The 20,561-nt window shown below is 50.3% G+C and carries 20 protein-coding genes and 1 tRNA gene; 17 read left to right on the top strand and 4 right to left on the bottom strand.

What is annotated here, in order from left to right; translation table 11 throughout:
• The first annotated feature begins 69 nt into the window (after positions 1-69).
• The 3 genes from atpG to SYN_RS03015 all read left to right on the top strand — a co-directional run bounded on the left by atpG (position 70) and on the right by SYN_RS03015 (position 2,869).
• Entirely contained in the window at positions 70-945 is an 876-nt protein-coding gene (gene atpG / locus SYN_RS03005; RefSeq protein ID WP_011416544.1) for an ATP synthase F1 subunit gamma, read from the top strand.
• A gap of 91 nt (positions 946-1,036) precedes the next feature.
• Complete coding sequence (atpD, locus tag SYN_RS03010; protein WP_011416545.1) at positions 1,037-2,446, top strand: F0F1 ATP synthase subunit beta; 1,410 nt, start codon at positions 1,037-1,039, stop codon at positions 2,444-2,446.
• 15 nt (positions 2,447-2,461) lie between these two features.
• A complete protein-coding gene (locus SYN_RS03015; protein ID WP_011416546.1) occupies positions 2,462-2,869 on the top strand; it encodes a F0F1 ATP synthase subunit epsilon in 408 nt (135 codons plus the stop codon).
• 128 nt (positions 2,870-2,997) lie between these two features.
• On the opposite strand, the gene greA is transcribed toward SYN_RS03015, so the two are convergent.
• Complete coding sequence (gene greA / locus SYN_RS03020; protein WP_011416547.1) at positions 2,998-3,483, bottom strand: transcription elongation factor GreA; 486 nt, start codon at positions 3,481-3,483, stop codon at positions 2,998-3,000.
• Positions 3,484-4,029: 546 nt separating this feature from the next.
• Here greA and SYN_RS15015 point away from each other — a divergent pair.
• On the top strand, positions 4,030-4,803 hold the full coding sequence (locus SYN_RS15015) for a class I SAM-dependent methyltransferase (RefSeq protein WP_011416548.1): 774 nt from the start codon (positions 4,030-4,032) through the stop codon (positions 4,801-4,803).
• 188 nt (positions 4,804-4,991) lie between these two features.
• On the opposite strand, the gene SYN_RS03035 is transcribed toward SYN_RS15015, so the two are convergent.
• Positions 4,992-5,246: a putative signal transducing protein gene (locus SYN_RS03035; RefSeq protein WP_011416549.1), complete on the bottom strand. Its 255-nt coding sequence runs from the start codon at positions 5,244-5,246 to the stop codon at positions 4,992-4,994.
• Positions 5,247-5,572: 326 nt separating this feature from the next.
• On the opposite strand from SYN_RS03035, the gene SYN_RS03040 reads away from it, so the two are divergent.
• From SYN_RS03040 to SYN_RS03070, 7 genes are all read left to right on the top strand, one after another.
• A complete protein-coding gene (locus SYN_RS03040) occupies positions 5,573-6,127 on the top strand; it encodes an NUDIX hydrolase (protein ID WP_011416550.1) in 555 nt (184 codons plus the stop codon).
• A 32-nt stretch (positions 6,128-6,159) separates the two neighbouring features.
• Positions 6,160-7,701: a B12-binding domain-containing radical SAM protein gene (locus SYN_RS03045; RefSeq protein ID WP_011416551.1), complete on the top strand. Its 1,542-nt coding sequence runs from the start codon at positions 6,160-6,162 to the stop codon at positions 7,699-7,701.
• Positions 7,702-7,878: 177 nt separating this feature from the next.
• Complete coding sequence (locus SYN_RS03050) at positions 7,879-8,685, top strand: TPM domain-containing protein (protein ID WP_011416552.1); 807 nt, start codon at positions 7,879-7,881, stop codon at positions 8,683-8,685.
• 14 nt (positions 8,686-8,699) lie between these two features.
• Positions 8,700-9,428: a nucleotidyltransferase domain-containing protein gene (locus SYN_RS03055; RefSeq protein WP_011416553.1), complete on the top strand. Its 729-nt coding sequence runs from the start codon at positions 8,700-8,702 to the stop codon at positions 9,426-9,428.
• 151 nt (positions 9,429-9,579) lie between these two features.
• A complete protein-coding gene (locus SYN_RS03060) occupies positions 9,580-10,155 on the top strand; it encodes a LemA family protein (RefSeq protein ID WP_011416554.1) in 576 nt (191 codons plus the stop codon).
• A 5-nt stretch (positions 10,156-10,160) separates the two neighbouring features.
• Positions 10,161-11,360, top strand: a complete 1,200-nt coding sequence (locus SYN_RS03065; RefSeq protein WP_011416555.1) for a metallophosphoesterase — start codon at positions 10,161-10,163, stop codon at positions 11,358-11,360.
• A gap of 9 nt (positions 11,361-11,369) precedes the next feature.
• Positions 11,370-13,997, top strand: coding sequence for a CBS domain-containing protein (locus SYN_RS03070; protein ID WP_011416556.1), 2,628 nt, complete (start codon positions 11,370-11,372; stop codon positions 13,995-13,997).
• Positions 13,998-14,076: 79 nt separating this feature from the next.
• On the opposite strand, the gene SYN_RS03075 is transcribed toward SYN_RS03070, so the two are convergent.
• Positions 14,077-15,453 carry a nucleotide sugar dehydrogenase gene (locus SYN_RS03075; RefSeq protein ID WP_011416557.1) on the bottom strand — a complete coding sequence of 459 codons (1,377 nt, stop codon included), beginning with the start codon at positions 15,451-15,453 and terminating at the stop codon, positions 14,077-14,079.
• Positions 15,454-15,509: 56 nt separating this feature from the next.
• On the bottom strand, positions 15,510-16,442 hold the full coding sequence (locus SYN_RS03080) for a UDP-glucuronic acid decarboxylase family protein (RefSeq protein ID WP_011416558.1): 933 nt from the start codon (positions 16,440-16,442) through the stop codon (positions 15,510-15,512).
• Positions 16,443-16,662: 220 nt separating this feature from the next.
• Here SYN_RS03080 and rsmI point away from each other — a divergent pair, with 220 nt between their 5' ends.
• The 6 genes from rsmI to SYN_RS03110 all read left to right on the top strand — a co-directional run bounded on the left by rsmI (position 16,663) and on the right by SYN_RS03110 (position 20,559).
• Complete coding sequence (gene rsmI, locus SYN_RS03085; protein WP_011416559.1) at positions 16,663-17,520, top strand: 16S rRNA (cytidine(1402)-2'-O)-methyltransferase; 858 nt, start codon at positions 16,663-16,665, stop codon at positions 17,518-17,520.
• 165 nt (positions 17,521-17,685) lie between these two features.
• Positions 17,686-18,117: a hypothetical protein gene (locus SYN_RS03090; protein ID WP_011416561.1), complete on the top strand. Its 432-nt coding sequence runs from the start codon at positions 17,686-17,688 to the stop codon at positions 18,115-18,117.
• A gap of 3 nt (positions 18,118-18,120) precedes the next feature.
• Positions 18,121-18,729 (top strand): GNA1162 family protein, encoded by a 609-nt coding sequence (locus SYN_RS03095; RefSeq protein ID WP_011416562.1) that lies wholly within the window; start codon positions 18,121-18,123, stop codon positions 18,727-18,729.
• 154 nt (positions 18,730-18,883) lie between these two features.
• Positions 18,884-19,663, top strand: a complete 780-nt coding sequence (locus SYN_RS03100) for a FecR family protein (RefSeq protein WP_041584664.1) — start codon at positions 18,884-18,886, stop codon at positions 19,661-19,663.
• Between the two features lie 84 nt (positions 19,664-19,747).
• On the top strand, positions 19,748-20,287 hold the full coding sequence (locus SYN_RS03105; RefSeq protein ID WP_011416564.1) for a CDP-alcohol phosphatidyltransferase family protein: 540 nt from the start codon (positions 19,748-19,750) through the stop codon (positions 20,285-20,287).
• A 197-nt stretch (positions 20,288-20,484) separates the two neighbouring features.
• Positions 20,485-20,559, top strand: a tRNA-Val gene (locus SYN_RS03110).
• Positions 20,560-20,561: the final 2 nt, after the last annotated feature.

Here is a 20,561-nt window from a genome sequence, read left to right on the forward strand (position 1 = left end):
AGTGAGATTAAGAGGGAAAAGTCGAACACCAAACAACACAGTCAAGTTGAGGAAAGGGAGTAAGTTTTAATGGCCGCATTAAAGGACATTAAAAGGAAAGTAGCAGCGGTAGAGAAAACAAAGCAGATCACTCGGGCCATGAACATGGTTGCGGCATCGAAGTTCAGAACGTCGCAGACAAGAATGGAGAGTTTCCGTCCCTATGCCATGAAGTTTATGGAAGTATTGAGCAGTCTCGCCGTCAGGGTGAGCCCGGATGCGCACCCGCTCCTTGCAGCCAGAGAAGCAAAAAGAATAAGAGTGGTCTCCATGAGCTCAGACAGGGGACTTTGTGGCGGATTTAATTCGAGCCTCATAAAATCGACAGAAAGGTTTGTAAGAGAGAAGATAGCTGAGGGGCTAGAGGTAGATTTGACGCCAATTGGGAGGAAAGTTAGAGAATACTTCAAAAGAAAATATGCTCTTGTCAGCGACCGTGCTGATGTAATGAGCAAATTTGATATGACCCTTGCAGTAGAAATTGCAGAGGATGTTATCGATCCATTTGTAAATGAGGAGTATGATGAATTGTATCTGATTTATAACGAATTCATCAATGTATCAATGCAGCGACCGGCCGTTGTGAGACTGCTTCCTTTGCCCTCCGTAGGACAGGATGCAGAGATTGAGGCTGAGAAGAGAATCGATTACAATTACGAGCCTTCAGATGAAGAATTAATCGGCAAGCTGCTTCCAATGTATATACATGTGTTGATCTTCAGAGCTCTTCTTGAGACTTCCGCAGGAGAAAATGGCGCCAGAATGGCCGCTATGGATAATGCCACAAGAAACTGTGATGAAATGATCAGCACGCTGACGCTTCAGTACAATAAAGTCCGGCAGTCGGCGATTACAGCTGAGCTTATGGATATCGTTGGTGGCACCGAAGCGTTGGCGAAGGGTTAGAAATAAAAGCTTGCAAGAATATAAATCGGGAATGTTACTTCTGATTTATAGATAAAAGGATCATGATTTCCGTAGCGAAAAGGAGACTAAGATGAATATAGGAAGGATTGTACAGGTGATCGGGCCGGTCATTGACGTTGTATTCGAAGAGGGCCAGCTTCCGGCAATCTTGAACGCCATTACCATTACTAATCCCGTCATCAATGATGAAGAGGACAATCTGATTGTTGAGGTGGCGCAGCACTTGGGAGACAACAATGTTCGCTGCATTGCAATGGATGTTACTGATGGTTTGGTCAGAGGGATGCCGGCAAAAGATACGGGTGCGCCAATCACAGTTCCAGTCGGTAAAGAATGTCTCGGCAGAATTCTGAATGTCGTTGGGAAGCCAGTTGATGGACTGGGTCCCATTGAGGCAAAAAATACCATGCCGATTCATAGAGAAGCACCATCCTTCCTGGAGCAGGATACATCAGTGCACGTTCTCGAGACGGGTGTGAAAGTTATCGATTTGCTGGTACCTTTCCCCCGGGGCGGCAAGATGGGGCTGTTCGGTGGAGCAGGATGCGGCAAAACGGTTGTCATGATGGAAATGATTCACAATATTGCAATGCATCATGGCGGTATTTCAGTTTTTGCCGGTGTGGGTGAAAGAACGCGTGAAGGTAACGACCTTTACAGAGAGATGCTGGAATCAGGCGTTATCAAACAAGCCGCTCTGATTTACGGACAGATGACCGAACCTCCGGGAGCAAGAGCGAGAGTATCTCTTACCGCATTGGCAGCAGCGGAATATTTCCGTGATGTTGAAGGGCAGGACGTGCTACTCTTCGTTGATAATATTTTCCGGTTTACACAGGCGGGTTCAGAAGTATCCGCCCTTCTCGGACGCATGCCGTCAGCGGTGGGTTATCAGCCGACACTGGCGACAGACCTTGGTGAGCTGCAGGAGAGAATTACATCAACAGACAAAGGCTCCATTACAGCTGTCCAGTGCGTGTACGTTCCCGCAGACGACTTGACAGACCCGGCGCCTGCAACGACATTTGCCCACCTTGACGGAACAGTCGTTTTGTCAAGACCGATTGCAGAACTGGGAATCTATCCGGCGGTCGATCCATTGGATTCGACATCGCGCATTCTTGATCCAATTGTTCTGGGTGAAGAGCATTATAAAGTGGCCAGAGCAGTTCAGGTAACTCTGCAGAAATACAAAGACCTGCAGGACATCATCGCCATCCTCGGAATGGACGAACTATCTGAAGAAGATAAGTTGACCGTTAACAGGGCAAGAAAAATTCAGAGATTCCTTTCTCAGCCATTCTTTGTCGCAGCCCAGTTCACAGGTGTCGACGGGAAATTTGTGTCTGTGCCGGACACAGTCAGAGGATTTAAGGAAATATTGGAAGGAAAATATGACGATTTACCCGAGCAGGCCTTTTATATGGTTGGGGGGATCGAGGAAGCGGTTGAAAAAGCCAAAAAATATCAGGAGCAATAAGAGCAGGGGAAATCAATGGCTGAAGAACTGATATTAGAAATTGTCACTCCGGAGAAGATGGCTTTCAGTAGTGTGGTTGAGGAAGTGACCATTCCTGGGAGCGAAGGAGAGTTTGGTGTTTATAAGGGTCATGAATCGTTGCTAAGTTCCGTAGATATCGGTGAGTTAAGCTTTACAGTGAAAAATAAGAAGCATTATTATGCGGTTAACACGGGCTTTGCAGAAGTGACGTCAGAGAAAGTAACAGTTCTTGTTGAGACGGCTGAAGAAGCGGAACTGATCGATAAAGAAAGAGCGATGAGAGCCCAGGCAAGAGCCGAACAGGAGATGGCTAAATTATCAAAAGAAGACTTGGAATATGAGAAGCTAAGAGCTTCATTAGCAAGAGCAATTAACAGGATTGGTGTGGCAGGAAGAATATAGAGAAATAACAACTTATACAATTGGATAATACCAGGGAGCCGGCATTGGAGTGATCATGACAAATCCAATGCCGGCTTTTTTATCTTTTTGAGAGAATAAGAATTAAATCTTATAGAAACGATAAAAGACTATAACTCCGACGGATTGATATAAATATCTACCACTTCGAAATTTCGAATCCCACCGGGTGTATGGACCTTTACTTCGTCTCCGATTGATTTGCCGATTAATGCTTTTCCGATGGGCGAAGTGACGGAAATCTTGTTTTCAGAAATATTTGATTCAAAAGGACCGACCAATTGATAGTTGGTTTGCTTACCTGTGCTAGCTTCTTCAATGATAACTGTCGCCCCGAAAACGATCCTGTCGTCACTCAGCATTTTGAGATCGATGACGTTGGATAAAGCGAGATTGTTTTCCAGCTCCTGCAGCTTTCCATGAAGAAAGGACTGCTTTTCCTTTGCAGCAGTGTATTCGGCATTTTCTGATAAATCTCCATGGGCGCGTGCAATTTCAATATCCTTTATATTAGCTGGAATCAAAACACATTTGAGGTGCTCCAGCTCTTTCTTGAGATTTTCAAATCCAGACTTCGTAATGGGCATTTTTTCCATAATACCTTCTCCGTGCAGTTTATTAAAAACTATGATTCTTAACGCTTATTTGTGAAAAATGTCAAAAATTCAGTAATGACATGAAAGCTTCACAGTCACTTCACATTTATAAAAAGGCTGGAACTACGACACGTTATAATATCCCTTGGATTATCAGGATCTGGAGATTGTGTAGCAAAGCCTGGAAGCAAAGCCCGGGTGAAGTATTCAGACATAACGATGATTTGAATTTAAATCGAAAAATTATTCTAAAAATAACCTACTTCAAAATAGCTGAAGTATTATCTATTAAAGATACAAGAGCCTGTCAAGGGAGATTTAAGCTATTCTCGACATGTCTATCTTTCCTTGCTCAGGGGATGCATGTGTGTTAAAAACTATCATCCCGAATTCCAGAGTATTTACATACAAATGATACAGAAAACAACCTGCGTGAAGGGACTGTGCATCAGAATGTTGCCTGATGGCGGCTGCCTTAGGGAAAGACTTTAAAATAAGATTGAATCTGACATTCTTGAATACCGAAGGTTTAAAAGGATAGGTAAAATGCTGTTTCATGAAGAGTTGGATTCTTCCCGCGCTGTTTGCAGGAATTCTCCGGTAAGACGTTTCATTGAATCTCGCGGTGAGAAATTGATTCTGGATTTGTCTATGCCGCGCACAGGAGAAAGGCTTCTTGACGTTGGATGTGGTACCGGCGAACATCTTCTTTTGTTCAGAAATCAGGGATGCAGCGTTACAGGGGTTGAACGGTCTCTTGACAAAATTGAGAGTGCAAGAAATAAACTGGGCCATCGAGCGGATATTTATGCAGGAGAGGCGGAAGATCTTCCCTTTTCTGATAATGAATTTGACATAGTCACCCTGATCGCCTCCCTTGAACTAGCTGGTGACCCGCAGAAAGCAATCCGGGAAGCGATTCGCGTATCCCGCGACAGAGTTTTTATGGGGGTTTGGAACAAATACGCCGTCTTGAATTTTTATGGGGGATTTGATCACTTTCTGTGTGCCGGAAGAGATGAAAGACCTGTTCGCCTTCTAGGGTTGCTGGAACTTGTCCGCTGGATCAGAGACCTGTTGCCGGGTGTTTCCATTCAGTGGGGGAGCGTCATATATTTTCCGTTGCAGTGGTATACATTCATGGCGGATTTTGAATTGCGTATACCTGCGAATCGAAATCCCTTCGGGGCTTTTCTGGGACTTTCTTTTTCAGTTCAAGCATCCTACCGGACAATACAGGATGTTATCCGTGAACCTTTGGGCGTTAACGCCAAAAGCAGTCAGGCTCTGCGGGGTGTTGCAAGGGAACTGAAAAGATAAAGTAATTCAGACGATCAGAGCAGCCGATGGAGCGTCATTCCCGGACTGAATCATTATAGATCGTGCAGCAATTTTTTAGTCCACGGTATATGCAAGGGATGCCTGGCGCACAATGAGCAAGAAGATATAAAAAAGAAGAAAACTTTCGCTGATGCCTCATCCCGCTGGCGAATATCTTTATAAACCAGTCAAGATAGATCATCGTCTTTGTAGGATTGTTCGAGAGCTTTTTGGGCTCTCTCCAGATCTGTTTCAGGTACCAAAATTTTCACTTCCCCGAGCCCGTCGACAGTGGTCGCATAAAGGACCCCGGCTATTTCATAGCTCAGGCGTGTAGCAATTCCCTCTGCTTTCAATCTTCCTTCAATGATATGAGCGTTGATCATTCCCGATGCAACACAAACAACCCGCCATTTCTCATCATGGATCATTTCTTTACCCAAGCCCTTCTTTTTTACCTTTAGGGCGCATATATTGTTTTGGCCATGATATTATCTTTTATTTTTTACAAAAATGAACGCGTCCTGTAAATCGCGCTGCTTCATGCTGAAGTGATTGTTTGGCTTTATCCTGTGGCAACAACCCTTTAAGAGGCTATGTGCGGCTTCAAGGAAAAGCAAGCATTTTCCTTGAAGCGATTCCTGACTTCCATTAGATAGAATGCTGATGTATCAGTGAATTGAAATAATTCGTTATGCATGTTAAACGACTCTGAAAAATTGGGAATTGTTTATCATATTGATGTTTATGAAAAGGAGCTGGTTCTGTTATGCCACCAAAAGACTGGACCGTTTTGTCAAGCAGATCTGATCGTTCCAATCGGTTCCTTACCCTCCGGACTGATCGAGCCCTTTCTCCCCGGACCGGCCTGTCTTCGGACTTCGTTGTTTTCGAGTCGTCTCCCTGGGTCAATGTCATTCCTCTGACCTCTCAAAATGAAGTCGTGCTGGTCCATCAGTACCGTCACGGCACCCGGACGGTGACTCTTGAAATTCCAGGTGGGCTTGTTGAGGATTACGATTCGCCGGCGGGGGCTGCTCGGCGAGAACTTCAGGAGGAAACCGGATATGTGGATACTTCCCTGATTTCCCTGGGGACGGTATACCCCAATCCAGCGATCCAGAATAATCTCTGCTATACTTTCCTGGCTAAGGACGTTTATCTTGCCGGAGAGCAGAACCTGGATAAAAACGAGGATATTGAAGTCATTCTGAAGCCTTTGGATGAGATCCCCAAACTGATCCGGGAGGGCGATATCAGCCATGCCCTTGTGATTGCGGCCTTTTATCGATTTTATATGGAATACCTGCAACAGGGAAAATGAAATTTCCCGTTTCATCATAAAGAAAAAGCATTATGCTGTTGATCTATCCCCCCGTTGTCAAGCCCTGTGAGCCTCCGGCTGGTATAGCTAAACTGGCCGGCACCCTGAGAGGACAGGGGGTGCCCTTTACACTTCTGGATGCCAATCTGGAGGGGCTGTTGAGCCTTTTGTCGGGGAAGTGCGGCGAGAACATTGCTTCCGACACCTGGACCCGCCGAGCATTGAACCACCTGCCGGACCATCTTCAGGCACTCCGGGGCTGGAGGGGATACAGGAACCGGGATCGCTACCAGAGGGCGATTCGCGATGTGAATCGCGTGCTGGAGCAAGTGTCGCCGAAGAGATCCCATGTCCATTTAAGCCTTGCCAACTACGAAGAGAAAGACCTGACTCCTGTTCGCAGCGAGGATCTTCTTGCCTCCGCGGACTGTCCGGAGGCCAATCCGTTTTATCCCTATTTCCGGAGCCGATTGCACGGTCTGCTGGAATCCCTGTCCCCTTCGCGGATCGGTTTTTCGCTGAATTTTCTCAGTCAGGCGTTATGCACCTTCGCCATGATGGGCTTCCTCCGGCGGGAGTATCCGGGGGTGAAGCTTGTCCTGGGCGGGGGACTGGTCACCTCCTGGATGAGCCGTTCCGACTGGCGCAATCCCTTTTCCGGACTGGTAGATGACCTGATTGCCGGGGCGGGAGAGAAGCCGCTTCTGAACCTTCTGGGCCGACACCCGGGTGATCGGGACTTCCCTCCCGATTACGAAGATTTTCATGAACATGCCTACCTGGCTCCCGGATTCATTCTGCCCTACAGTGCATCCCGGGGCTGTTACTGGCGCCGGTGCGCCTTCTGCCCTGAAAAGGCTGAAGGACAGCCCTATTCGGCGATTCCCGTGACCAGGGCCATCGCTGAACTTCAGGAACTGGTGCAGAGAAATCGACCTGTACTGATCCATCTTCTGGATAACGCTCTCAGCCCCGCGCTGTTGAGTGCTCTGACCGAATTTCCGCCGGGAGCGCCCTGGTATGGCTTTGCGCGGATTACGGAACATCTGGCGGATCTGGAATTCTGCCGGTCCCTGAAACGGTCCGGATGTGTTCTGCTCAAACTGGGGTTGGAATCCGGTGATCAAGCGGTGCTGGATGCCCTTCAGAAGGGAATCGAATTGACCACAGCCTCCCGGGTTTTGAAGACTCTGAAAGAAGCGGGAGTTGCCACGTATGTGTACCTGCTTTTCGGAACGCCACCGGAATCGCCAGCTGCGGCGGAGAAGACCCTTTCCTTTGTCGTTGAACATGCTTCCTGCATCGATTTTCTCAATGTGGCGATTTTCAACCTCCCGGCCTGGGGGCCCGAGATGTCCGGTCTGGAAACGAGACTCTTTTATCCAGGCGATCTTTCCCTCTATCGAGATTTTGTCCATCCCTTGGGGTGGGACCGCCTTCGGGTGCGCCATTTTCTGAATCGAAAATTCAAACGTCATCCGGCCGTAAGAGAAATTCTCGGACACGACCCGCCCGTGTTTACCTCCAATCATGCCCCATTTTTTGTCATGTCTCCGGGCATGTCCATATTCTGAAGAAACAATTTGTGGTCTCGACAAGTTAAGAAATTCCCAAATGTCTGTCCTTACGGCATTGACACCGTGTAACCTTCATAAGTTCTGGAATTAACATTTGCTATTTTGTTACGCACTGACATATGATGCACTGAAAAAAATGCTGTTTTTCGGACAGAAAGGCCCTGTGAAAGCAACATGATCAATCGGGATCCATGCTTTATATGGCCCCTGCGGGCTGTTGTTTTCATCTTTTTGACAATACTGGCCGTGTTGTTGAACTCCCGACCGTCACTGGCTCAGGACACCTTCCCATCACCACAGGGTGCGGTCAATGATTTTGCCGGTGTGATCTCAGCTGCCGATGCCGTGCGGATGGAAGATCTTGCCCGGGAAGTGCTCGATAAAACGGGGACATCGGTTGTCGTGGCAACGGTAAAGTCCATTGGTGATAACGATCTTAATGACTATGTCAACCGCCTCTATCAGGCCTGGGGGATAGGAGGAAAGGGAGAAGACCGGGGAGTCCTGATTTTCCTTACCTTTCAGGAAAGAAAGATCCGGATCGAGACCGGTTATGGTGTGGAGGGTATCCTTCCTGACGGGCGGGTTGGTGCAATTCTCGATCAGAATGTGGTTCCTTACCTGAAAAAAGGGGAATACAGTCTTGGACTTGTTCGTGCCGCCACGGCCGTTTCCCTCATCCTCGCTCAAGAGGCAGGAGTGACCCTGACGGGCACCCCGACCGTTCCGCAGCCGGTAAACAGGCCGGCCAATCAGGGCGGCGGATATGGCCCCTGGCTTTTCCTTCTGCTGATCTTTCTTTTCGTTATGGGGAGCCGCAGAGGGCGCGAGTCCCTGCCTCTGATTCTGATGATGCTGCTCAGCGGCAGCGGTCGAAGGGGCGGTGGCGGAGATTTCGATGGATTCGGGAGCTTTGGAGGCGGCTTTGGCGGTTTCGGGGGAGGCAGCAGTGGAGGTGGCGGTGCCAGCCGCGGGTTTTAGGAGGCAAAGGCCAAGTGGCGAGAATACCAAAAAATCCTGAAGAGATCTTTCCTGAAATAACGGAGGATTACAGGCAGATTTTCGGGGACAGCCTGGTGTCGATCATCCTTTATGGAAGCGGCGCCAGTGATGATTACCGCCCCGGCATCTCCGATCTCAACTTCCTGCTGATTCTGGACGACGCGGGCCTGGAAAACCTGGAACGGGCGATTTCTCCTGCTAAAAAGTGGAAGTCCCGCAAGGTCGACGCGCCGCTGATTATGACCCAATCCGACATGAATTCTTCGCTGGATTCCTATCCCGTTGAATTCCTGAACATGAAGAATTCCTACCTTCTGGTTTATGGTGAGGATGTCCTGCAATCGCTGTCCTTCGATCTCGAGGCGCTCCGTCTGCAGATTGAACGGGAACTCAAAGGAAAACTGTTTCTTCTCCGGAAAAGCTATCTGGATACGGAAGGAAAGGAAGGAACTCTGCGGCGTCTGGTCGCGAAATCGCTGACTGCATTTACGGCCCTGTTCGAGGCGCTGCTGTACCTCAGGGGTCGTGAGATTCCTTCTTCACGGCGGGGAGTGATCAAGGCGATGGCCTGGGCGTTTCCTATTATTGATCCGGAAGTATTTCTGCGCTGCGCCGACATTCGGGAGGGGGAAGACCACTGCAGCGCATCGGAGTTGGACCGTCTGGTGAAGTCCTGCATGAAGGAGATCGGCAAATTGTGCGATTCTGTCGATCGGCTGTGATTGCGGCATCCCATGGACCGGGAACCCAAAGGGAACGGTTTCGCGCCGCAAATGATTTAAAATAGAACCAGGGGATTCTGCATGGGGACTCTGTCATTCAGGCTCAAGAAGACATTGAGATGAATAACTGGATTTTCCGGGAGGTAAAGAGATGACATCAGGCAGGAAAAATATTCTGATCGTGGCGGCAGTCGCATTGATTGTTCTGGCTTCGCTTTATTCCTTTTTCAGGGGACAATACAATACGTTTGTCACTTTGGATGAGACCGTCAAAAGTTCCTGGGCTCAGGTGGAAAATCAGCTCCAGCGCCGATACGACCTGATTCCGAATCTCGTTGAAACCGTGAAAGGATATGCCCGGCAGGAAAAGGATGTCCTGATCGAGGTGACCAATGCGCGAGCCCGTGTCGGTGGAGCCGGAACCGTGCCGGAAAAGATTCAGGCCAACACTGATCTGTCCGGGGCTTTGAGCAGGCTTCTTGTTGTGGTGGAGCAATACCCCGATCTCAAGTCCAATCAGAATTTTCTTCGCCTTCAGGATGAACTGGCCGGTACGGAAAATCGGATCGCCGTGGAAAGACGACGGTATAACGAAGAGGTCCGTCGTTACAACGTCGCGATTCGACGCTTTCCCAACAATCTGATCGCCGCGATTTTCGGCTTTCAGCCGGCGTCCTTTTATGAAGTGCCCGCGGCGGCCAAGGCAGCGCCGAAGGTCAAGTTTTAAAAGGCATGTTTCGTTTTCTGCTGATTTTTTTTCTGCTTTATGGCGGCATTCACGGATATGCCTTCTGGAAGATCAAGTCGGCTTTTTCTCCGGGGCCGACACTCTCGATCCTGATGATCGTGATCATGGCGATCATGATTCTTGCCCCGGCAGGAGTCAGGATAGCGGAACAGAACGGTCTGGAAGCGACTGCCCGGACGCTTTCTCTTGTTGGATATACCTGGATGGGGGGGCTGTTTCTCTTCCTTTCCGCTTCTCTCCTGCTCGATTTCTCCCGCCTGATTCTTTTTCTGGCCGAATGGATCTGGAATAAAGAGATTTTTGCCTCCTTGATGCCCTCGCCCCGTCAGGCTCTGCTTATTCCCCTGACTCTGGCTCTGGGAATTTATGTTTACGGCTGGTTTGAGGCCCGGAACATCCGGGTGCAAGCTCTGACAATCAAGACGGAGAAACTGTTGCCGGAAGCAGGACCGCTTCGGCTCGTTCAGATTTCCGATGTCCATGTCGGGCTGATGATCGGTTCCGATTTCGTTTCCCGGATGCTCCGGGTCGTGCGGGACGCAAAGCCTGATCTTCTTGTATCGACGGGGGATCTGGTGGACGGACAGATCAACAGTCTGGAGAAGGTTCTTCCCCTCCTGCAGGACATCCGACCGCGTCTGGGAAAGTATGCCATTACCGGGAATCATGAATTTTATGCTGGAATTTCCGAGGCTCAGAAATTTGCCCGCAAGGCCGGGTTTGTCCTGCTTCGGGGTGAGGGGGTGACGGTTGCCGGTTTGATCAATATCGCGGGAATCGATGATCCGGCAGGACGGGCTATCGGTCAGCACCGCCCCGTCGTGGAGGCGGAATTGCTGAAAAACCTGCCGGAACAGCATTTTACCATTCTTTTGAAGCATCAGCCAATCGTGAACAGGAATGCACTCGGCCTTTTTGATTTGCAGCTTTCCGGCCATACCCATAAGGGCCAGATTTTTCCCTTCAGTCTGATTACCCGATTTTATTTTCCCCTCCATACGGGTTTCTTCCGGCTTTCTGATTCTTCCTGCCTTCATGTGAGCCGGGGGACTGGAACCTGGGGGCCTCCGATCCGCTTTTTCGCGCCCCCTGAAGTCACCGTGATTGATCTTGTCCCGGCCGGTGTTCTGCCGAGGGAATCCTTGGGCGGCAGCAGAGTACACTTCTCCAGCGGGAAGGACTGATCACCGATCATGGATATTATTACATCGCATATACAGACTGATTTCGATTCCCTGGGTTCCATGCTGGCGGCGAAGCTGCTGTACCCGGAAGCCCTGATCGTTTTTCCCGGGGCGCAGGAGAAGAGCGTCCGTGATTACCTGATGAACGCTCCTGCGGCAATCCGGGAAGACATGGTGAAACTCCGCCAGGTTGATCTGGACGATGTCAAGAGACTGATCATTGTGGACACGCGTCAGGCATCCCGCATCGGGGCTTTTGCGGATCTTCTCGGTCGGGAAGGCGTGACGGTTGTCCTTTATGATCATCATGGTTCCTCTCCTGACGATATCCAGGGGGATTCAGAGTACTGCGAGGAACTGGGTTCCACGGTAGCCCTCATGGTGAAGATACTGAACCAAGAGGGAATAATGCCATCTCCTGAGATTGCCACAGTCATGGCCATGGGACTCTATGAAGATACCGGTTCCCTGCTTTTCCCCTCTGCGACGCCGGACGACTGCATGGCTCTGGCCGCTCTGATGACCTGGGGTGCGGACATGGATTCGATATCGAGGACCATTTCCCGGGAACTCAGCGCGGAGCAGGTGAATGTGCTGGATCAGCTGATCAAAAACCTTCGGATGCTCGAGGTCAACGGCTTGCATGTCGCGGTTTCTAAGTCCGCCTCAACGGCTTACGTGGAGGATTTTGCCATATTGGTTCACAAATTAAGGGGCATGTATGTCGCAGATGCCTTTTTTGCGCTTGGACAAATGGGGGAACGGATCTATCTGGTTGCCCGGAGTACGCAACCGCAGCTCAATGCGGCGCAGATTGCCGCTTTCTTCGGCGGCGGTGGTCATGCCTCGGCCGCGGCGGCTTCTCTTAAGGAACTCAATCTCAATCAGGCGGAATCCCTGCTGATCAAATATATCCGGCAGGAAACGAGGCCCCTTATTACCGCCCGGGACATCATGACGTTTCCAGTCAAGGGGATTTATCTGGAAGACAGCATTAACAAAGCCAGCGAACTTCTCAACAAATATCACATCAATGCCCTGATTGTGAAATCCGCCGATGAACGGGTCCGGGGCATGATCACCCGTCAGGTGGTCAGTCGCGCTCAGGGGCACGATCTGGGAGAGGCCAGAATCAGGGATTACATGATCCAGGATGTGCGCACCGTTCGACCGGATGCTCCCGTGGGAGAAATCCGGAGTCTGGTGATTGACGGAAATCAGCGGCTTATCCCCGTGGTTGAAGACCGCAGGGCCGTGGGGGTGATCACCCGTACGGACCTGATGAGGATGCTTCATGAAAGAATGACTAAGATCGAAAAGGGGGTGTCCGCAGAAGCTCCAGGAAAATCAATCCGGCACCTTCTTATGGAGAGGATGCCCCCGGATTTATACGACACGCTCAAGAAATCCGGAGAACTGGCAGAGTCCATGGGATTCAATCTCTTTCTCGTAGGAGGGATTGTCCGGGATATGGTTATGCGGATTGAAAATCTGGATGTCGACCTTGTTGTCGAAGGTGACGGGATTATCTTTGCAAAGGCCCTCGCCGAAGCCTTCGGCGGGAAGGTTTCGCCTCACGAAAAGTACAAAACTGCGGTTGTCCGGCTTCCGGGAGGGCGGAGGATCGATCTGGCCACGGCAAGACTGGAGTACTACCGGATGCCGGGGGCCTTCCCGGAGGTAGAGGAATCGACACTGAAACTTGATCTCTACCGGAGAGACTTTACGATCAACACAATGGCTGTGGCCCTGAATCCCCATCGTTTCGGGGAATTAATCGATTTTTTCGGGGCGCAGCGGGACATCCGGGAAAAAAAGATCCGGGTGCTCCATTCCCTGAGCTTTGTGGAGGATCCTTCACGCATCCTCCGGGCTGTCCGGTTTGAAAAACGCTTTAACTTTTGTCTGGGTAAACAGACAGTCTCGCTGATTTCCTCGGCCGTTCAGGCCGGTTTTCTCCGTAATATACCAGGAAGGCGGATCTTTCACGAAATGCGGCAGATACTGCAGGAAGAAAATCCGGTCCGCTGCATGGACCGGCTTCATGAACTCAAGGTCCTGGAAGCCATCCATCCGGACCTGGTTTTCGATGAACGGATTCGAGAATCATTTGTTTCCGTTCGAGAAACCCTTTTCTGGTTTCGCCTGCTATACACCCATGAAAAAGTCCGGCCCTGGTTTCTCTATTGTCTGGCTCTGACGGAACCGATGAATCCCGAGACGGTCATGTCAATTGCAGAAGCTCTTGGGCTGAGGCGGGAAGATGCGGAAATGCTCCTTGCCTCACGGGAAAGAGTCCGGGAACTCATGAAGCGGCTGGCATCCCTGTCTGAAATCCTGCCGTCCAAGGCGTTTGGAATCCTGGAAGACGCGGCCCTTGAGGAGATGCTTTACGCCATGTCCCGGTCACGGTCGGCAACCTTCAAAAAGATCTTTTCCACTTATGTGACCTCCTGGCGGAACTATCGGCCTCCGGTCAGCGGCAAGGATCTTCTTGTTATTGGATTTTCACAGAATCCGGAGCTGGGCCGCTGTTTAAGGGAAATCCGCGACCAGGGATTAAACGGAGAGATCCGGGACTTCGCAGGCGCCATGGACTATGCCCGAACCTTCCTGAGAGGCCTGCGCCAATCGTGACATTTCTGTTTCCCGAATCGGTTTCATGCCTGCTCGCATAACAATAAGGATGACCGCCAATCCCTCCCCTCAATCTCTATCAAAAATGGGTAAGCGCGGGCTTGCCTATGGGAAACACATTGAACCCCACCTCAAAGCAACGTCGGGAATCCAGAATGTTCCGGCCGTCAAAAATAAAGGCCGGCTTTTCCGCATCCCGGTAAAGTCGTTCGTAATCGAGGTCAGCGTAGAGCGGCCATTCGGTCATAACCGCTATGGCATGGCATCCCATAGCGGCCTCGTAGGGGTCGTCCACAAACAGGACCTTGCCCTGGACATTGGCCAGATCGATTCGGGCGTTGTTAAGCGCCTTGGGGTCCGTAATGACGACTTCGGCGTGTTCTTCCAGCAGCCTTCGGGTGACGTAAATGGCCGGGCTTTCCCGCGTGTCGCCCGTATTGGCCTTGAAGGCGAAACCAAACAGACAGATCCGTTTGCCCGCAAGGGTGTTGAACATGGCTGCCAGCATATTCCGAACAAAACGTTCCTGCTGATAATTATTGATTTTGATGACGCTTTCCCAGTAGTCGGCCACGTCGTTCAGGCCATAGTGGCGGCAGAGATAGACCAGATTGAGGATGTCCTTCTTGAAACAGGATCCGCCGAAACCGATGCTGGCGTTCAGAAAACGGGATCCGATGCGGCTGTCGGCACCCACAGCCCTGGCCACCTCGGTTACATCGGCCTCGGTCTTTTCACAAAGGGCGGAAATGGCGTTGATTGAGGAGACGCGCTGGGCCAGAAAAGCATTGGATACCAGTTTGGAAAGTTCACTGCTCCAGATGTTGGAGGTGATGATCTTTTCCCGCGGGACCCAGTTGGCAAAAATCTCAACCAGGGTATCCCTCGCCTTCAAACCATCCTCGGTTTCCCGTGACCCGATGAGAACTCGATCCGGGTCTTTTAAATCGTTGACTGCCGTGCCTTCAGCAAGAAATTCCGGATTCGAAAGGACGTCGAACCGCACGCCGTTTCTGCTCGTGTTCAGGATTCTTTCCATGGCCTGGGCGGTACGGACGGGAAGGGTGCTTTTCTCGATAACGATTTTCGGCGACGTAGAATTCTGGAGAATCTGGCGGGCTGTTTTTTCCCAGTATTGAAGGTCTGCGGCCATACCGGCTCCCGTCCCGAACGTCTTCGTCGGAGTGTTGACGCTGACGAAAATGATATCGTTTTCCCGGATACCCCGTTCGACGTCCGTACTGAAAAAGAGGTTTCGATTGCGGGTGGCCTTGACGAGTTCGTCCAGGCCCGGTTCATAGATCGGCAGATCATTGGAATTCCACTGGGCGATGCGCTCGGGGTTGATGTCCACGATCGTCACTTTGTACTGCGGGCATTGGCGTGCAATCATGGCCATTGTCGGGCCGCCGACATAGCCGGCGCCGATACAGAGGATGTTTTTTTCGAATTCCATATCTCCTCCAGTTTTTGGATTTAAAAGATTTAAGGTAATGTCCTGATCATCGCCCTTCAGGTCAGTTTTTCCCTGAAATAGGCGATCGTTCGTTTCAGACCTTCTTCCAGCGATGTTTTTGGATTCCAGTTCAGGATCTCTGCTGCCAGGGCGATATCGGGCTGCCGCTGAGCCGGATCGTCTTGGGGCAGGGGTTGAAACAGAATCCGGGAGGAAGAGTCGGTCAGGGCGATGACTTTTTCTGCCAGTTCGAGAATCGTAAATTCCGCCGGATTTCCCAGATTGATTGGCCCTGAGATTTCCTTCGGGGTATTCATAATACGGATGAGACCCTCGATCATGTCATCGACAAAGCAGAAGGACCTTGTCTGTGAACCGTCACCATAAACGGTGATGTCTTTGCCGGTCAGAGCCTGAACAATGAAATTGCTGACGACCCGGCCGTCGCTCATGGCCATCCGGGAGCCATAGGTGTTGAAGATCCTGACGATTTTTGTATCTACGCCATTCTGGCGGCGGTAATCCATCATGAGGCATTCCGCAGCCCTTTTGCCTTCATCGTAACAACTGCGGATGCCGATCGGGTTGACCCTTCCCCAGTAGGCTTCATTTTGAGGATGAACTTCCGGATCGCCGTACACTTCCGAAGTCGATGCCTGCAGAATCCGGGCCTTGACGCGCTTGGCCAGCCCGAGGGTATTGATGGCGCCCATGACGCTGGTCTTAATCGTTTTAATGGGGTTGTACTGATAATGGACGGGAGAGGCTGGGCATGCCAGATTGTAGATCTGATCAACCTCCAGGTAGATGGGCATCGTCATATCGTGACGGATCAGCTCAAACCGGGGATTGCCGACCATATGAAGGATATTGTCCTTACTGCCGGTAAAAAAATTGTCGAGGCAGAGGATATCATGCTTATCGGCAAGAAGCCGCTCGCAGAGATGAGAACCCAGAAAACCGGCACCGCCGGTAATCAATATACGCATGATAAATGCCTGCAGGAATAATTCAGACCCGTTATTGATATCATTTTGGGACAGTTATCCGGAAGTCTTGATTTTACAGCAACATCCTTATAGCATTATGGAAGAAATGTAAATCTTTTTCCTCTGGGGAAAAGACCGATATTGGTTTGCCCTCTGTCATCCGGAACTGGGGGAGGGACAAATAATTGAGTTCGGGAAAAATTGAGAAGGGACATATGCGATGCGGGAATCGGGGAAACTTTACGTTGTGGCAACGCCCATTGGAAATCTGGAAGATATCACCTTTCGCGCGATCCGGGTGCTTAAAGAAGTCGCTCTGGTGGCAGCGGAGGACACCCGGAGAACGCGGAAGCTTTTTGACGCTTATTCGATCAGCACTCCTCTGATCAGTCTCTATGAGCATAATGAATTCAGAAAAAGTCGAGTGTTGATTGACCGGCTTCGGGAAGGTTCCGATGTGGCTTATGTTTCGGATGCGGGAACGCCCGGCATTTCCGATCCCGGATTTTTGCTGATCCGACAGGCATTGGAAAATCGCATCCCGGTAATTCCTGTTCCGGGAGTGTCGGCGGGGATAGCGGCTTTGAGTGTTTCGGGCATACCGATGGAGTCTTTCGTTTTTATGGGATTTTTGCCTGCGAAGGCGGGAAAGCGCAGAGACCTGCTTGTTTCTTTGAAGGATGAACAAAAAACCTTGATCTTCTTTGAGGCGCCTCATCGCCTGGAGGCTGCCCTGGAAGACATCCACTCGATTCTCGGTAACCGGGAGATCGCCATCGCCCGCGAGCTGACTAAACTCCATGAGGAAATCCTGAGGGGCCGTTTGCAGGATCTTCTGCCGGTTCTTCGGGACAGGCGGATCAAGGGAGAAATTACACTGATTGTTGCGGGGCAGGAGCCGACTGTCAGAGTGGTGTCCGATGAGGACGTCCGAAGCCTCTATTTCAGGCTGGCCAGGGCAGGGAATCGCTCCGACCGGGATATTGTGGATCGGATTGTCGAGGAAACGGGCGTTTCCAGAAAGCGGGTTTACACGATTGTCGTGGCTGCCGCTTCCTCGGATCTAAACGCTGATTGACATGAGTTATCTATTCAGTTTATCGGACAGGGCGGTCGCAGATGCCAACGATAATTTATTGATGTATCTGATCATCTATGATAATTTCCCCGAAATTCAGAGCTTAATCAGGATGATCGTCTGGAAGTGGAGCATCCCGGATAGCAGAAACCGGAGAGCAAAAAAATGATTGAACAGTCAGGAAGGGGTGAATTCAGCGGAAGTAACGCTGGAGGAAATCTGCCGGGGAATCATGATCAGGTTTATGATCTCATTGATATCGTTTATGAATCACCGGACAAAATCTATGAACTGACCGATGTCGTGGAAGAACCGGGCTCCTTGCTGAAAGAAGGCAGCCCGGAAGTCCTGATTGTCGATGGGTGGGGTTATCAAAGAGAGCCTCAATCCGGGGAAAAAATCCATGATCTTGTTGTAACTGCAGAAGAAGAACAGTTGGCGGTACAGCCGGGCGACCTTCTCGATGATGAGACGAGGAAAAAGATCATGGAAGCCGTGGAGAGGATGTGCCGCGAGATGATTCCCGGTATCGCGGAAAAAATTATTCGTGAAGAGATTGAAAAATTGAAACAGGAAACAGAAGAGGAGGTCCGTTAAACGATGTTCAGAAAGATTAATTTGCTGTCGTATTCAGCCCTTCTGGCGTTGATGATTCTTGCCGGATGCAGTGTGGGAAAGCAGGCGGCGGTAATGAAAGAAAGCCACAGCAACAGGAAGGACGTTCGTCTGATCGCCGTGATTCCTGTTCTGAACGGTGCTTCGGATCAGCAGGCCGCGCTGATGCTGCGGGATAAGGTTCTCAATGCCCTTTATTTCAAGGGGTATCCCAGAATTCCGTTTCAGCTTGTCGATGAGAAGCAAAACGACCTTCAGCATGAAGAGAAAAGCCTGCAGGACAAGGTGGAGTATTCCAGAGTGCTGGGAGAAAAGATGAAGATCGACGCGATTCTCTACTGTGATCTGAAGGAAAATCGAACGGTTTATTATCCACTCTATTCTCCCATATCTGTCGCAGCGGATTTTGAATTGCGGAGCGCGAGAACCGGACAGCTTCTTTGGCGGAATTCCCACAGCACCGTCAGGAGAAATGTTGGCATATCAAAAACTTCTCTGCGACTGAAGACTTCGCAGGACTATGAACCTGCGATTCAGGAACTGGTTGATAAAGCGATGCAGTCTCTTCCCGAGAGCCCGGACGTTCTGGGCTGATCCGCAGGTTGTGCTCTATTCCGGGAAAAGGGTCTGACCGTGCTCTGAGCCGGTTCAGTGAGACTGGCATTGCGCACCCACATGAATAATTATGTACGTCATGGAACAGGCTTGCACATTTTGAGTGGATATTCGGGTTGACAAGGAGAAGAGCATGAAAAAGCCGGGTGCGGTGATTGCGGGAATAGGCCTGCTGATCTTTTTTTTGTACCTTACGCCGGCCATTGCGGCAGTGCGGGTCATGACCGTCAAGATGGCCAGGGGGGATGCGAGAGTCGGTGTTCTTATCGGGAACGCCCAGGTTATTTCTGCAGAAAAAAGTTCAGCACGGTCATTGAACAGAAACGATCGGCTTTACGTGGGTGATGAGGTTGCAACGGGGTCCGGATCGAGACTGGAATTGCTTCTTCCCGATTCTTCCCGGGTTCGCTTCAGTGGAAATACCCGTTTCCGAATACAGGAAATAAAATATGGGGAGCACAACGATTCCAGATGCATCCGTATCAATGTGAGCATGGGTAAGGCATGGGCAAATGTGAGCAGGGCAGTGGGAAAGCAAGGCATCTTTGAACTGCAAAGTGAAAATGCGATTGCCGGGGTGCGGGGCACCGTATATCGTATGAATGTGGAGAATGATCAGTCCACACTCGTAAAGGTTTATGAAGGCCAGGTCCATGTTTCCGGAGGAGGAAAAACCAAAAGTACCACGCCGGCAGTTATGAGTCCTCCGAGTAAGATAGCCGGCCCCCGATCCGTTTCCGGTCCCCGGAAAGTTGCGATGGAAGAATGGACCGTCATAGTGAGAGCCATGCAGCAGATCAGCATCAATGCAGACGGTACGGCGGGCATGCCCAGCGATTTCGTCATGGAAGAAGATCGGGACGATTGGGTGGACTGGAACCGGTCGCGGGATGAGATAGATGATTCCGAGTGATGGCTGCGGGAGGACAGAGTGCCAGTTGTTTTTTCGATCGGATGCTGAACACAGAGAAGACCCGCATGCATTGATGGTTCGCCGATGAATATTCCTAATATTTTAACCCTTCTGCGTATTGTCCTCACGCCTGCCGTTGTCATTTTTCTGATGGAGGGTTCCTATTTCAAGGCCCTTATAGTTTTCAGCATTTCCGGTCTGACCGACGGTCTGGACGGCTTTCTGGCCCGCGTCCTGAAGCAGCAGACCAAACTGGGAGCTTATCTCGATCCCATTGCAGACAAAGCCCTTTTAACCAGCAGTTTTCTGACACTGGCTATTATGGGGATTATCCCCGGGTGGCTGACGGTCATTGTTATCAGCCGGGACTGTATTATTCTGCTTGGCATAGCGATTTTATCCATCATGTCCATATCTTTTGAAATCCGCCCCGCCTTCATCAGTAAGGTGACCACCATGCTTCAACTTATGACGGTACTGACCGTGCTGGTATTGCAAGGACTGGGAAACGCAATGGATTACAACTGGATGCATCTGCTGTATTGGGTAACGGCTTTGTTTACCATTCTATCCGGATTGGGATATCTGGTCAGAGGTATCCGCTTGATTAATACTCAGGGGTAAGGACCGCTTTCTATTGATTGAACCGTTGCCGTGGATTGTGAGGAACAGATGGAAAGGATTATAATCAGCTTGTGTTTCAACCATTTTAAGAAAGTTTCCCTGGCGGGAGAAAAAATAAACGAGTACAGATTTTGCCTTGACAAGGGGACAAATTGTTGTTAGTTATTACGCCCTGTTGGGAGAGAAGGCGAGTATGCAGGCACGTAGCTCAGGGGGAGAGCGCCATCCTGACGCGGTGGATGTCCAGGGTTCAAATCCCTGCGTGCCTACCATT

This window comes from Syntrophus aciditrophicus SB, from assembly GCF_000013405.1.
GTDB classification, from domain to species: domain Bacteria; phylum Desulfobacterota; class Syntrophia; order Syntrophales; family Syntrophaceae; genus Syntrophus; species Syntrophus aciditrophicus.